The organism is Brucella tritici (genome assembly GCF_902825325.1).
Taxonomy (GTDB): domain Bacteria; phylum Pseudomonadota; class Alphaproteobacteria; order Rhizobiales; family Rhizobiaceae; genus Brucella.
Window position 1 is genome coordinate 95,852 of record NZ_CADEAR010000002.1, and the last position, 12,845, is coordinate 108,696.

Sequence of the window (12,845 nt, forward strand, 5' to 3'; positions counted from 1 at the left end):
AGCATTCTCCTGAGCGTGGGCCGTGACCGGAGCTTCCCGCTCCGGCCAGCCGAAGATGATTGCCGTGACGGCGAAAGCGACGAAGGCGATGATTGCGAGAAATCTGGTCAAAACGCCTGTCCTATACCTACGTACAAGCCATAGCTCGGATCGCCTGAGCGGCGGTTGAGCGGAACGGCGACATCGAGGCGAATCGGTCCGAGACCGGTCAGATAGCGCAGACCGCCACCGGCGCCGACACGCATCTGTTCCGAGAAATCAGGAAACGACTTTTCGCCGACATAACCGGCATCGACAAATGCCACCGCGCCGATGGAATCGGTGATGCGGGTGCGCACTTCGCCATTGGCCTCGACAAGCGAGCGCCCGCCGATGATTTCGCCATTGCCCGCGCTGACGCCGATATTGCGATAGCCGTAACCGCGAACCGAGCCGCCGCCGCCTGCCAGGAAGAGCTGGCTCGGCGGCAGGTCCTCGATGGAGGCGCCGACAATAGAACCGACCTTGAGACGGCCTGCGAGGATCACGCGATCCTTTTCACCAAAGCCGTAATATGTGCGGCCTTCGGCAGTGAAACGGGTCGCGAAATTGCCGTACTGAAATTCGTAGAAGGGCTGGATATTGCCCTCAAGATAGAAGCCCGAACTCGGGTCCGGCTTGTTGTTGCGGCTGTCATAGAGAAGATTGCCCTCCAGTCCCGCCGTCGTGAAGCTGCGCGAACCGAAGACGTCGTCGTCAAAGTGGCCCTGGCTCGCCTTGGCATAGAGCGCACCTGACAATTCGTCGCTGAATATCTGCGTGAAGCCAGTCTTCGCATTGATCGAGGTTTCGGTATAGGCATCCAGCACTTCGCGCTTGGCGTCGAGTGCGGCGACAAAATCCGTATCCGGCGTATAGACGCCCGGCTTCGTGAAGCTTGTGCCGACAAGATAGGTAAAGTTCTTCGGGTCGAAGGAATTGTCCTGCGTGCCGCCAATGCCGCTGATCTTGGCGTCGAAACGCAGGCGTTCGCCGCGCCCGAAAAGGTTGCGATGCATCCAGTAGCCGGTCAGACCGAAACCGTCGATGGTCGAATATTCGGCACCGAAGCCGAAACGGCGCGGCTTGCGCTCCTGCACGTTGAGCGTCATCGGCAAGCTGCCATCCGGCTCGATCTTTTCGGCTTCCTCGAAACTCATGGCGCGGAATACTTCCATGCGACCGAGACGCTTCTTGGCTTTCTCGATATCGTCCGGATCGAATTCCTGACCCTCTTTCAGCCCGGTCATCCAGGCCACGAATTGCGGGTCCATGCGCGCCGTTCCGACGACGCTGACCGGGCCGTAATGCGCCTTCTGGCCGGGGTCGAGCGAAACATCGGCGGAAACGCGATTATCTGCATGGTCGGCGACGATGTCCTCGCCAGTCACCCGCGCTTTCGCATAGCCCTGCTGGCGCCATGCCTCGACGGCAAGGCGTTCGGCCTTGATGACCGTTCCGGATCGCGCCACCTGTCCGGGCGCGAAACCAGCATCTTCAGGGGACTGCACCTTATCGCGTTTGTCGACCGGTGGCGGCGCAATATTGGAAATCGCCGTGCGCGAAAACAGAAATTGCGGACCCGGATCGACGGTGATCGCAACCTTGGCATCATTGGGGATTTCCGCGTCGGGCGGAATGTCGTTCGCCTCGCGGCCGTCGACGAGAATAGAAATCGTGCCGCCATAGCGGCCCTCGCCATAGAGCGCGGCCAAAATGCGGCGATAATCACCCCGCGCCTTGGCCAGCAGACCGGCTGAGCCCGAAGCAGGTTTTTCTGCGTCGGATACGAGGCCTGAAGCGCCTTCAATGGTGGATTTCAGATCGGCTTCCGTGCCGTCCGCATTCTTGCGGTTGCCGGTGGTCGTGACCTCGACAGTGTAGGCCTTGGGATCGATGATATCGGGATCTTCCTTCTTGTCCTCGCCCCACAGACGAACACCAAAGATCTCGAACGCCAATGCAGGCGATACCGCGAAGGAGGAAAAATGCGCCGCCAGCAAAAGCACGGCGATGCCCCTTCCCTGTATCGTCCTGTTACTCCAAGTCATACGCGCTACTGTCCGGTTCCTGTCTATGCGGTCGCCTGGCGGCGTCCCGTTCATCACCCCCAGCCCAGGACGATTCAGGGATTACCATAGGGAGAACGGAAGTCCAAGCAACAACGCTAGATATGGACCATTTCAGTCAATGGAGTATTAACGTTACCACACCTTTGCAATTTCCCGCGCTGATTGAAATTCTTGCAATCGCTTTCCGCATTAATTGCGGAAGGGTGGACAGAAAATCATAACGGCTCGCCGGCGGGGGTGCTGCCGACGAGCCGCTCATCAGGTCATTGGGAGGAGGGAGGAACGACCTGATCAAGACGAACATTATATCGAACGACTGGCGATGACCTGTCAGCGCCCGGCATGCATCGGACGCATATTGCCGAAATGCATGCCGCCACCGCCCATTCCGCCTCTAAAACCGCCGAAGCCGTGATTGGCAAATGCCGGACGGTTGAAGCCACCAAAGCCACCCTGACGGATCACCGGACCAGGGCCCCAGTTGCGACGTATCTGGCCATTGGGCCATCCGTGTCCGCCCCATCCGCCACGGCCATTCCACTGCGGGCCATGGCCCCAACGGTTATTCCAGCCACCGCGATTGGACTGGCAGTTACGCCCGATGCAGCCGTTGACATAGTTCGGTCCGCCGCGCCAGCCCGGTCCCCAACCACCGCCCCAACCGGAACCCCAGTAGCCGCCGGTCGCCCAGCCAAGCCCAAGTCCGAGGCCAAAGCCGTCACCGTAGCCGTCATTATTGACGATTACCGTCGTGTTGGACGGTGCTGCATAGGCGGGGCCGCTATAGGAGCCGAACCGGACATAGCGCGCCGATACGAAGCCGACGCGGTTGCCGTTGTAGATCTGGCACCAGCCATTGCGACAGGAACCGGCATTGACGGTTGTGCCGGCAGGGAGCGCAGCCAACCGTGCGTAATTGGAGCCCGGCCCCGAGCGGACATTGACAGAAGCAGAGACATAGGCCGTCGCAGCAGAAGCGATAGCGGGCGTGATCAGTGTCGCCGCAACGATAGCCGCACCCAGTATATGATTATTAGTAAGCACTCTCTTAAATAAAGGCATCGCATCTTCTCCAGATTAGCGACAAAATAGAGACGCATTAAATATCCAACATGAGTTCATATACGACAATACTAGAAGTAACGCAAACAACCATCATTATAATGGTAAATTTATGGCGTATATTATTATTTTCTACATCTTGATACTAAAAGTAATAACCTTTTGTTTACACTCATTGACCTTGAATTTACATCAAATTGATTAAAATTATACGGAATTTATTTTACCCTCGTGCCGCTGCAACTCACCCAAAAAGAAAGGCGCCCCGGAGGGAACCGGGACGCCACGCGGCTTTGGGGGGAGAGAGGGAGGATAAAGCCGCGATCACGGGCCGTCAGGCCAGTTGTTTTGCGAGGCTCACACATGCATTCCCCGCAGCGTTGTGATGCAGGGAAAGCTTTGACAAACCTTGTTACGGCAGATTGCGCACGTCTTCCGGCGACATGTACATCGGCATCATATTGGTATCGAGGTGATGCATGACCCAGATGGAGCCGGCAAGCACGATAGCCAGAATGATGACCGTGAAGATGAGCGCCAGAATGTTCCAGCCGCCTTCCGACTTCGGATCAAGGTGCAGGAAGTAAACCAGATGCACCAGGATCTGGACGACGGCGATACCGAGCACGATGGCAGCGGTGGTTCCCGGCGTGAAGTAGCCATTCATGGCCATCATGAACGGAACGACGGTGAGGACGACCGCCAGCACAAAGCCGATCAGATAGGACTTCAGGCTGCCGTGGCTTGCGCCGTGGTCATGTGTTTCGTGTGCAGAGCTCATCACAGTACACCCAACAGATAGACAAGGGTAAAGACGCCGATCCAGATAATATCCAGGAAGTGCCAGAAAAGGCTGAGGCACATCACGCGCGTCTGGTTCTTTTCCGTCAGACCGTCACGCAGAAGCTGGGCGGAAAGCACCAGAATCCAGATCAGGCCGGACGTGATATGAAGACCGTGGGTTCCCACCAGCGCAAAGAAGGCCGAGAGGAACGCACTGCGGCCCGGACCTGCGCCTTCATGGATCAGGTGATTGAATTCATAGATTTCCATCACGAGGAAGGCAGCGCCCAGCAGGAAGGTGACGCCCAGCCAGAACAGAACGCCTGCGCGGTTCTTCTTGAACATCGACAGCGTGGCCAGACCATAGGTCAGTGACGACACCAGCAGGAGCATGGTTTCGATCAGAACAAAGTTCAGATCGAACAGTTCACGGCCGGTCGGGCCGCCCGCGAACTGATGCGCCAGAACGGCATAGGTTGCAAACAGCCCCGAGAAGAGGACGCAGTCGCTCATCAGGTAGATCCAGAAGCCGACCAGTGTGGTCGACCCTGCATCGTGATGGTCTTCGTGAGCGGGGTGCTCGTTTCCACCCGTGAACGGAGCGGCGGTTGAAATGCTTGCGCTCATCGGAATCAGGCCTCCTGAGCAGTCAGTTGCCGGGTACGGAGGTCTTCGACTTCCTGCACCTCTTCGGCCGAGACGTAAAAGTCTCTGTCATTATTGAAGGAGTGAGCGATGGCAACGGCCAGCACAGCCAGGGCCGAGGCGATTGCCAGCCACCAGATGTGCCACACCAGAGCAAAGCCGAGCGGAATGTTCAGAATGCCGATGATGAAGCCGGTGCCGGTGTTCTTCGGCATATGGATGCGCGCGAACTTTTCGGTGCGGCGCACATAGCCGTTCTGCTTCATATCCCACCAGCCGTCGTGATCGCGCACATGCGGAACTTCGGCGAAGTTGTAGAATGCAGGCGGCGAAGCCAGCGACCATTCCAGAGTACGGCCCGTACCCCAGCTGTCGCCGTTGTTGTCGCGCAGCTTTTCGCGGTCGCGGATCGAAACCGCGATCTGCAGAACCTGGAACACGATACCGCAAAGGATGATCGCAACGCCGATGGCGGCAATGATGAGGTAGATGTGCCATGCCGGGTTTTCGGTGTGGTTCAGACGACGGGTCATGCCCATCAGGCCGAGCACGTAGAGCGGCATGAAGGCCAGGATGAAGCCGACGAGCCAGCACCAGAATGCATTCTTGCCCAGACGTTCATTCAGCTTGAAGCCGAAAGCCTTCGGCCACCAGTAGACGAGACCGGCAAAGCAGCCGAACAGAACGCCCGAGATAATCACATTGTGGAAGTGGGCAATCAGGAACACCGAGTTGTGCAGCACGAAGTCTGCCGGCGGAACTGCGAGCAGAACGCCCGTCATGCCGCCAACGACGAAGGTGCACATGAAGCCGATGGTCCACATGACCGGCGTTTCCATGCGAACGCGGCCCTTATACATGGTGAAGAGCCAGTTGAAGACCTTCGCCCCTGTCGGAATCGAGATGATCATGGTCGCCACGCCGAAGAAAGCGTTGACGTTGGCGCCGCCACCCATGGTGAAGAAGTGGTGGACCCAGACCAGGAACGACAGGATAGTGATGGCCACGGTGGCATAAACCATCGACTTGTAGCCGAACAGGCGCTTGCCGGAGAAGGTCGCCACGATTTCCGAGAAGATGCCGAAGCACGGCAGAACCAGAATATAGACTTCCGGGTGCCCCCAGATCCAGATGAGGTTCACATACATCATCGGATTGCCACCAGCATCATTGGTGAAGAAGTGGAAATCCAGATAGCGGTCCAGCGAAAGCAGGGCCAGCGTGACGGTGAGGATCGGGAAGGCTGCGACGATCAGCACGTTGGAGCAGAGCGCGGTCCAGGTGAAGACCGGAACCTGCATCATGCCCATGCCGGGCGCGCGCATCTTGATGATGGTGGTGATGAGGTTCACGCCCGAGAGCAGCGTTCCCATACCGGAAATCTGCAAGGCCCATATATAATAATCCACCCCGACATCCGGGCTGAATTCCTTGCCGGAAAGCGGCGGATAGGCCAGCCAGCCGGTCTTGGCGAATTCGCCGACACCGAGCGAGATGTTGATGAGGATCGCACCGGCAACCGTCAGCCAGAAGCTGAGCGAGTTGAGATAGGGGAAAGCCACGTCGCGCGCGCCGATCTGAAGCGGCACGGCGAAGTTCATCAGGCCGACGATGAAGGGCATCGCCACGAAGAAGATCATGATCACGCCATGGGCGGTGAAGATCTGGTCATAGTGGTGCGGCGGCAGGAAGCCTTCATTGGCACCTGAGGCCATGGCCTGCTGAGCGCGCATCATGACGGCATCCGAAAAGCCGCGGAACAGCATCACGAGTGCCAGAATGATATACATCACGCCAATGCGCTTGTGGTCGACCGACGTTAGCCAGTCGTTCCAGAGCGGAGCCCATTTGCGATAGTAAGTAATGGCTGCCAGAATAGCGAGCGCCCCGCCAGCCACCGCGGCCAAAGTGACCATGATGATTGGTTCGTGATAGGGTATCGCTTCGAGCGTAAGTTTTCCGAACATTTTTATCACGCTTCGATTTTAGCAATTCCGGGGCGGCGCAAGAGCGCCATCTTTCCGGAACCGCGTGAAACAAGGGGTGAATGCGGATGGCCGTGACCTCTTTCGAGATCACGGACCTATCGGCACATCAGTTTTCGAGCTGCGAAAGGCGCTGCGGCTGGACTGCGCAGATGATGTCGCTTGCCCATTGGCTGAAATCGACAGGCGAAGACTTGCGCAGGTTGGCGCGCGCTTCGCGGATCATCTGTTGACGATGCATCTCATCGTCGAGGCAGACGGACTTGCCGTCCCAGCAGCGGTTCACGATATTGTGGAACAACGCCTGGTCACTATAGGTGAAGAACTGCGGCGGAACCTTCTCGCTCGGCTGGACCAGCGAGGCATAACGGTCGCGGCTCAGCTCTTCGCCATTGGCCTTTGCCTTCACATCAGCCACCCACTTGTCGAAGTCGGCCTGATTGTAGGCATGTGCCTTGAAGCGCATCTGGGCAAAGCCCTGACCGCTATAGTTGGCGGAGATACCGTCGAATTCGCCTGCATGATTGGCAACCAGATGCAGCTTCGTCTGCATGCTTGGCATGGTGTAGACCTGACTGCCGAGCTGCGGGATGAAGAAGGAATTCATGATGTTGCTGGAGGTCAGCTTGAAGTTGACCGGCACATCGACCGGCATTGCCATCTCGTTGACGGTGGCGATGCCCTGATCCGGATAGATGAAAAGCCATTTCCAGTCGAGCGCGACGACTTCGACATTGATCGGCTTCGCGTTCGATTCCAGCGGGCGATACGGATCGAGCTTGTGCGTGCTGATCCAGGTGACCGTGCCGAGAACGACAATGATCGCCATCGGGATGAGCCAGACGGCAAGCTCGATCTTGGTCGAGTGGTGCCAGTCCGGCTGGTAATCCGCCTTCTCATTCGAGGCGCGGTACTTCCATGCGAAGTAAAGCGTCATGAAGATGACGGGAAGCACGACGAGCAGCATGATGCCGGTCGCAAAAAGGATGAGATCGCGTTCTGCCATGCCGACTTCCCCTTTCGGGGAGAGCAGGACCTGGTTCTCGCAGCCGGCGAGAAACGCCGTGAGGGCCAAGACGGCGAACGAAACGATCGTCCGGGGGGTGCCGTGTTTCATTTGTCTTTCCATCCTGCGCGCAGAGTGTCATCTCCGGCGCATGCGTCATTTCCTAGTTTTCGGTAAATTCTGAAATTTCCAAAAGTACCGTTATAACGAATAATCCCGTTTGTCACGTGTCTGACGAAAATTGTGCTGGATCGTAATGTCGCGCCTAAAACTGGGCATTTTGTCTAAATAGTTCGACCTGATCGCAGATGCGGCGATGTCTTCGGCCGTCTCCCAAGCCATATCCTGGGCAATGCATAAATGCGGTAAATTCATCGACCTCCAATGGAAAAGGCCGGCGCCTGACAGATCGTTTCGAAAATATCGCTAACCGTCGGATGCGGCGGAGCGATTAGGCCCAAAGCATGGGGTTTGCAAGATGAAAACTGCCGCTTATCCCATGAATAAACGGGATCGTGATGGGAATTTACCGAATTCACCGCAGATTACGCGCATTCCCAAAAGTGTGAAACGGTTTTCGAAAAGCGTACCGAGCCTGACGCTTCCCTCCCAAAATAGCCGGGCGTACAGACAATGTTTATCTTCCCCGCTATGTATGCTTATTGAAAATGCGCGAGGGAATTGGGGGGAAAAATGATATTTGCCGAAATGCCGCTCGATGAGGCCGAAGGTGCAATTCTCGGCTATGCGACGACGGCAGGTGCGCTCACTTTACGCAAAGGCACGGTTCTCGATGCACTCAATCTCGCCATGTTGCGGGAGGCGGGTGTCAGCTCAGTTCTGGCGGCTCGCCTGGAAAATGGGGACATCGGCGAGGATGAGGCCGCACTCGTCGTTGGGCGCATGCTTGCTTCTGCCGAAGCAGAGATCGGCAATGCCACAACCGGGCGGGTCAACCTGCATGCCCGGAAGAACGGCGTATTTTCTGCAAATGTCGCATGTATCGATGCAATCAATGCACATGATCCTCGCATTTCGGTGGCCACATTGCGTAATCATGCGCGCGTGGAAGCCGGGCAGATGATCGCGACCGTCAAGATCATTCCTTTTGCCGTGCCGGAGACCCTGTTGCAGGAGATCGGGCTTGATGCGCGGCCTGCGCTGCACGTCTATCCCTTCAATGGCGCGCGGATCGGGCTGATCCAGTCGCGCCTCCCGTCGATACGCGAGACGGTCCTTGAGAAGACCCGCGAACTGATGGAAAAGCGGGCTACCAGAAATGGCGGGGCGCTTGTTTGCGAAAAACGTGTTGCGCACGATCAGTCAGCACTGGCAGCAGCGATCATGGAAGTCAGCCCGGCCTGCGACATCGTCGTGATTTTTAGCGCTTCGGCAGTTGCCGACGAGGCGGATATCGTTCCGCAATCGATCCGCATGTCGGGCGGCGAAATCCTGCGCATCGGCATGCCGGTCGATCCCGGTAATCTGCTGGTTCTGGGCCGGCACGACGGCAAATATATTGTCGCCGCTCCCGGCTCGGCCCGCAGCGCCCGTGAAAACAGCCTCGACTGGGTGCTGGATCGCCTGATGGCGGGGATTGCCCTTTCCGCCGACGATCTTTCCCGCTTAGGCGTCGGTGGGCTGGTGCTTTAACTGGCACCGGCGCGCTGTACGGCTACAGTCAATCTCAGATCGCGTAATCGAAAACCAGTATGCCCGCGATGCCACCTTCGGCCGCTTCAACGAGGCTTTGGCCGACCTTCGCGTGTTCGGGATGCGGAAGATAGGCGTCGCGCGCCGCGCTATCCGTGAAATCGACCACAAAGCCGTGCCGGAAACCCTTTTCGAGATTTTCCGGACTGTTGTTTTCGCCAGAGGTAATGGACAGGATGCCGCCGATCTTGTCCTTGAGGGCCACGACGGCCTGCAGTTTTTCTTCGATCTGCGCGGCTTCAAGTTCCGGTTTGAATTTGACGAGAACGATATGGCGTATCATGAATTGCTTCCGTGATTGAAAACAGGATCGTACCGCCTCTGGAAATGGCGGCATGCAACCTCTCTCATAGGGTATTTATCAGGCAGAGAAAATGCTTCCGCTACATCCGGTGGAACGGAACAACATCAGGATCTGCATCGAAAGCCATTTCTCGGTTCCTTGCCTATTCGACAGGAACTCGTCTGCCGTTCAAGCTGGAGCAGCTTTCTGATGTGCATTCACCTGCCTGACGGGACCTCGCCTCGGCGCAGCTGTCTCGCGCCTTCCAGGGAGATCCCAAAACGAAAAAGGCCGGGTTGAACCCGACCTTCCGCTTTCACCTGAGTTTGTGCCAGTACATCCGTGGTCACGATCCCAAGTGAATTCCCGATACGCATATGGATATAACCCGTCTGCGTTTCAGGAATATGACATTGCGGGCAGTAGCCAGATTGCTCCAAAACCGGTTCAACCCGGCCCTGCCCCGACAGTTTCGACACGCAAGCCGTTGCCTGAAGCTGCCGTATTCTTGTCTGGGCATCATCCACGCCCAATCCATCTGCGCCAAACTGCCTACGCAGATTTCCGCTTGCATTCCCGTCTCGGCCGCCTCGACTGTCGTCAGGCCGCCATCGGCGTTTCTGCCACGTCAGGATGGTTGTAGTTCCAAACCTCGATCAGGCATTGCCGCATCAAATCAAGATCAACCGGACCGATCCGGCTCAGCACGAGATCGAGCTCGTCGGGCTCTACGCCCCTGTTGAGTAGCTCAACAATCGCCTCGATCAGAATTCGTTTATCGTCAAATCTATAGCGCTGCATAAACCTGCTCCGCTAACTGCCCCAGCACATGATCGTAGATTAAACAGTCATGGTTAACCGAAGCTTAAGCCACGAAAAACCAACGCAATTTACCGACACCACGAACTGACACAGATGCTGCCCCCCAACATTGTTCCCGCACACATCCCTGGGAAATTTTACAAATAACTCAAACAGAACAAATGAAATATCTTCTTCTTTCGAACAAGATTAAGTCCAAATCTTAGTATATTTCCTCCGGAAACCAAGAAGAAATTTTCAATCAGGTTTATTTTATTATTTGCTTTCGTTTGGATGAGGTCCCTATGTCGTTCTTTCGGAAATATGTCGATTGGTCCTTCACCTACGCTCGCCTGGCCGGGCTTGGGCTGCTCATCGGCTTGAGCGTCATGGGGGGATATCTTTATACGCTGCAATATAAAGGCAACATTCACACCATCATCGACGGCCAGGCCTATCGTTCCAACCAGCCCGACCCGGCGCGCATCGTCTCCCTGCAAAAGCTTTACGGTATCAAGACCATCATCAATCTGCGCGGCCCCGAGCCGGGCTCGAAATGGTATGACGAAGAAATTGCAGCTACAAAAACGCTCGGCATCAAGCACGTGGATTTCGAGATGTCATCGAGACGGGAACTGACCCACGCGCAAACCAGACAGCTGATCGCGCTGATGCAGAATGCGGAAAAGCCGGTGCTCATTCATTGCAAATCCGGCTCTGACCGCACCGGCCTGGCTGCGGCGCTCTACGTGGCGGCAGTCGCGAAGGGCAGCGAGAGCAAGGCCGAACGACAAATGTCCATTGCCTACGGGCATTTCGGCTTTCCCCTCAGCCCCACCTACGCGATGGAAAAGACATTCGAGGCCATTGAGGCGGAACTCGGCTATACAGGTTCCTAGAGCATTTCCAGCAAAAGTGCGAAGCGGTTTTGCGTGGGATAATCCGACATAACAAATAGTTAGAGCGGTTCCGGTGATTCCGTGTCAACCGGAACCGCCCTAACGTGGCTTCAGCTTCACAAATGCAAAACGCCGGGGATAATCCCCGGCGTTCTTCTATTCTAAAACCACGACGATCTTATTCGAGGCCGACGATCTTGCCGTCATCCCACTTGAAGATGTCGAAGCTCGGCGAGCTAAGGTCGCCGTTTGCGCCATAGGTCAGCGTGCCGATAGCGGTTTCGATCGGCTTGCCGTCATGCAGCGCCTTGGCAACCGCAGCGGAATCGTCAGCCGAACCGGCGCTCTCGATACCAGCCTTGATGACTTCCACAGCAGCATAAGCATTCATGGTGAAGGCTTCAGCCGGGATGCCCTTGGCCTTGAGCGCTTCGATAGCATCCTTGGAAGCCGGGTTCTTGGTGGCATCCTTGGCATTGGTGAAGAGCGTGCCCTGTGCATTGGTGCCGCCGATTGCCCAATATTCAGTGTTGGACAAGCCTTCGCCGCCGAGTACCAGTGCCTGCATGCCAGCATCATGAAGCTGACGCGACAGGAGGCCGCCTTCGGCATGGTAGCCACCGAAATAGACGACGTCAGTGCCAGCCGACTTCAGCTTGGTGACGAGCGCGCTGAAATCCTTGTCGCCCGGCGTGACCGAATCATAATGGACTTCGGTGATGCCGCCCTTGTTGATCGCCGCCTTGAAAGCGTCGGCCAGACCCTTGCCATAGGCGCCCTTGTCGTGGATCACGGCGACCTTCTTGTCCTTCATGTTCTTCAGGACATAGTCGGCCATGACTTCCGCCTGCTGGTCATCGCGACCGCAGGTGCGGAACACGTTTTCCAGATTGCGGGCGGTCAGATCCGGGCCGGTGGCGGTCGGGGTGACCATCAGGACGCCATTTTCCGAGAACACGTCGGAAACAGGGATGGCAACGCCGGTCGTGACCGGGCCGACGACGAACTTGATGCCGTCACCGACGATCTGGTTGGCGGCGGAAACACCCTGCTTCGGTTCACCGGCATCGTCGGCAAACTTCAGAACGACTTTCTCGCCCTTGATGCCGCCTGCCTTGTTGATGACTTCAACGGCGGTTTCCGCGCCCTTCTTCACCTGGTCACCGAAAGCGGCAACAGGACCTGTCAGCGGTGCAACGACGCCGATGGTGATGTCTGCATAAGCGGCGCTGGCAAAGCCGAGTGTAGCTGCGAAAGCCACGCTGGACAGAAGTTTCAGGTTCATTCTTTTTCTCCTTTGGTGGGGCAGCGTCCTCCGACGGCCCCGAGACAACCCTTGCCGGTCAAATCTCAGCGCATCCGCGCTGCCGAATTGCCGGGCCCTCCCTTTTGTTCATCGCATGATCTCAAAGGGTCAATCCAAAAGCACGCTGTCCCACTCGTTGAAGAGGCTGGAGCCATAATATTATCCGAAATTGCATCCGCCCTTTCGGAATCATGCTCCAGACCGGGAGCGCGCTTTCATGATGTAATAAGAATGCATTTCCGGCTTTCGATTGCAAGCGCCAAGTACCCGCA

11 protein-coding genes are annotated in these 12,845 nt (G+C 56.8%); 2 read left to right on the plus strand and 9 right to left on the minus strand.

The window, feature by feature from the left end:
* Positions 1-107: 107 nt before the first annotated feature.
* The 6 genes from HWX93_RS02660 to cyoA form a co-directional block, all read right to left on the minus strand.
* The gene (locus HWX93_RS02660) at positions 108-2,027 is read right to left on the minus strand and encodes an autotransporter assembly complex protein TamA (protein WP_176036622.1); all 1,920 of its coding nucleotides are present in this window, start codon (positions 2,025-2,027) and stop codon (positions 108-110) included.
* A 393-nt stretch (positions 2,028-2,420) separates the two neighbouring features.
* Positions 2,421-3,152 carry an SH3 domain-containing protein gene (locus HWX93_RS02665; protein WP_176036418.1) on the minus strand — a complete coding sequence of 244 codons (732 nt, stop codon included), beginning with the start codon at positions 3,150-3,152 and terminating at the stop codon, positions 2,421-2,423.
* A 412-nt stretch (positions 3,153-3,564) separates the two neighbouring features.
* Complete coding sequence (locus tag HWX93_RS02670) at positions 3,565-3,933, minus strand: cytochrome o ubiquinol oxidase subunit IV (protein ID WP_109987154.1); 369 nt, start codon at positions 3,931-3,933, stop codon at positions 3,565-3,567.
* The gene (cyoC, locus tag HWX93_RS02675; RefSeq protein ID WP_109987153.1) at positions 3,933-4,562 is read right to left on the minus strand and encodes a cytochrome o ubiquinol oxidase subunit III; all 630 of its coding nucleotides are present in this window, start codon (positions 4,560-4,562) and stop codon (positions 3,933-3,935) included. Before cyoC ends, HWX93_RS02670 begins: the two co-directional genes overlap by 1 nt.
* Positions 4,563-4,567: 5 nt before the next feature.
* Positions 4,568-6,547 carry a cytochrome o ubiquinol oxidase subunit I gene (gene cyoB / locus HWX93_RS02680; protein WP_109987152.1) on the minus strand — a complete coding sequence of 660 codons (1,980 nt, stop codon included), beginning with the start codon at positions 6,545-6,547 and terminating at the stop codon, positions 4,568-4,570.
* A gap of 127 nt (positions 6,548-6,674) precedes the next feature.
* Positions 6,675-7,682, minus strand: coding sequence for a ubiquinol oxidase subunit II (gene cyoA / locus HWX93_RS02685; protein ID WP_109987151.1), 1,008 nt, complete (start codon positions 7,680-7,682; stop codon positions 6,675-6,677).
* Positions 7,683-8,264: 582 nt separating this feature from the next.
* On the opposite strand from cyoA, the gene HWX93_RS02690 reads away from it, so the two are divergent.
* Complete coding sequence (locus HWX93_RS02690) at positions 8,265-9,224, plus strand: molybdopterin-binding protein (protein WP_176036419.1); 960 nt, start codon at positions 8,265-8,267, stop codon at positions 9,222-9,224.
* Positions 9,225-9,258: 34 nt separating this feature from the next.
* Here HWX93_RS02690 and HWX93_RS02695 read toward each other — a convergent pair whose 3' ends face one another.
* Both HWX93_RS02695 and HWX93_RS02700 read right to left on the minus strand, forming a co-directional pair.
* Positions 9,259-9,567, minus strand: a complete 309-nt coding sequence (locus HWX93_RS02695) for a Dabb family protein (RefSeq protein WP_176036420.1) — start codon at positions 9,565-9,567, stop codon at positions 9,259-9,261.
* 600 nt (positions 9,568-10,167) lie between these two features.
* On the minus strand, positions 10,168-10,368 hold the full coding sequence (locus tag HWX93_RS02700; RefSeq protein WP_010657850.1) for a hypothetical protein: 201 nt from the start codon (positions 10,366-10,368) through the stop codon (positions 10,168-10,170).
* A 305-nt stretch (positions 10,369-10,673) separates the two neighbouring features.
* Here HWX93_RS02700 and HWX93_RS02705 point away from each other — a divergent pair, with 305 nt between their 5' ends.
* Positions 10,674-11,267, plus strand: a complete 594-nt coding sequence (locus tag HWX93_RS02705) for a tyrosine-protein phosphatase (RefSeq protein ID WP_176036421.1) — start codon at positions 10,674-10,676, stop codon at positions 11,265-11,267.
* 178 nt (positions 11,268-11,445) lie between these two features.
* Here HWX93_RS02705 and HWX93_RS02710 read toward each other — a convergent pair whose 3' ends face one another.
* The gene (locus HWX93_RS02710) at positions 11,446-12,552 is read right to left on the minus strand and encodes a branched-chain amino acid ABC transporter substrate-binding protein (RefSeq protein WP_109987147.1); all 1,107 of its coding nucleotides are present in this window, start codon (positions 12,550-12,552) and stop codon (positions 11,446-11,448) included.
* Positions 12,553-12,845 lie beyond the last annotated feature (293 nt).

Excerpts from the sequence above, each read along its gene's own strand:
- HWX93_RS02670 (WP_109987154.1), bottom strand. The coding sequence starts at position 3,933 with ATGAGCTCTGCACACGAAACACATGACCACGGCGCAAGCCACGGCAGC.
- HWX93_RS02710 (WP_109987147.1), bottom strand. The coding sequence starts at position 12,552 with ATGAACCTGAAACTTCTGTCCAGCGTGGCTTTCGCAGCTACACTCGGC.
- cyoC (WP_109987153.1), bottom strand. The coding sequence starts at position 4,562 with ATGAGCGCAAGCATTTCAACCGCCGCTCCGTTCACGGGTGGAAACGAG.
- HWX93_RS02695 (WP_176036420.1), bottom strand. The coding sequence starts at position 9,567 with ATGATACGCCATATCGTTCTCGTCAAATTCAAACCGGAACTTGAAGCC.
- HWX93_RS02705 (WP_176036421.1), top strand. The coding sequence starts at position 10,674 with ATGTCGTTCTTTCGGAAATATGTCGATTGGTCCTTCACCTACGCTCGC.
- HWX93_RS02665 (WP_176036418.1), bottom strand. The coding sequence starts at position 3,152 with ATGCCTTTATTTAAGAGAGTGCTTACTAATAATCATATACTGGGTGCG.
- HWX93_RS02700 (WP_010657850.1), bottom strand. The coding sequence starts at position 10,368 with ATGCAGCGCTATAGATTTGACGATAAACGAATTCTGATCGAGGCGATT.
- cyoB (WP_109987152.1), bottom strand. The coding sequence starts at position 6,547 with ATGTTCGGAAAACTTACGCTCGAAGCGATACCCTATCACGAACCAATC.
- HWX93_RS02690 (WP_176036419.1), top strand. The coding sequence starts at position 8,265 with ATGATATTTGCCGAAATGCCGCTCGATGAGGCCGAAGGTGCAATTCTC.
- cyoA (WP_109987151.1), bottom strand. The coding sequence starts at position 7,682 with ATGAAACACGGCACCCCCCGGACGATCGTTTCGTTCGCCGTCTTGGCC.